We start from the raw sequence: 835 nt of genomic DNA on the forward strand, positions 1-835 counted from the left end.
TAGGCTCAGGACTCATAACCAATAGATGACAGTTGCGGCGAGGGCGATTGCTGAGAGGAAGACTTTGGGGGAGCGGTCATATCGGGTTGCGACCCGTCGCCAATCCTTCAGCCTGCCGAACATGATCTCGATCCGGTTACGACGCTCGTACCGTCGCTTATCGTATTTTACGGTCGTCTTGCGTTGCTTTCGACCCGGAATGCACGGCCGTATGCCCTTGTCTTGCAGGGCTTCTCGGAACCAGTCAGCGTCATAGCCCCTGTCACCAAGTAGCCAATCGACATTCGGCAGACTGCTGAGCAAAGCCCGTGCGCCGATATAGTCGCTGACCTGACCAGCCGTGACGAATAGGTTCAGCGGACGCCCCTGGCTGTCACAGACGGCATGGAGTTTGGTGTTCATACCGCCCTTGGTCCGACCGATCAGACGTCCACGCCCCCTTTTTTGACGCCCATGCTGGTCGCGGTGCGGTGGGCCTTCAAATAGGTAGCATCAATCATGACGGTCTTTTCCTCGCCATGCTCGGCAGCCAGACCCATCATGATCTGGGCAAAGACTCCCTTGTCGCTCCATCGCTTCCAGCGATTGTATAGGGTTTTGTGCGGACCATACTCCTTAGGGGCGTCTCGCCAGCGTAAGCCATTACGATTAATGAAGATAATCCCACTCAGCACACGCCGATCATCTACACGTGGTTTGCCATGGGACTTCGGAAAGTAAGGCTCCAAACGCGCCATCTGCGCATCATCCAACCAATATAGATCGCTCATATCACCGCTCGATTTTCGACCGGTGAATCACGCCGACATACAGAAATCAATGGGTCCTGACCCTA

At 55.2% G+C, this 835-nt stretch carries 1 protein-coding gene; it reads right to left on the reverse strand.

The window, feature by feature from the left end:
- Positions 1-12: 12 nt before the first annotated feature.
- Positions 13-770 (reverse strand): IS5 family transposase gene (locus tag ACR0EZ_RS25955; protein WP_480617732.1). Its coding sequence is split into 2 segments (ribosomal slippage): positions 13-434 and positions 434-770, totalling 759 coding nucleotides; the frame shifts between segments, so codons are not numbered across the junction.
- Positions 771-835 lie beyond the last annotated feature (65 nt).

The organism is Ruegeria sp. AK4, assembly GCF_056541025.1.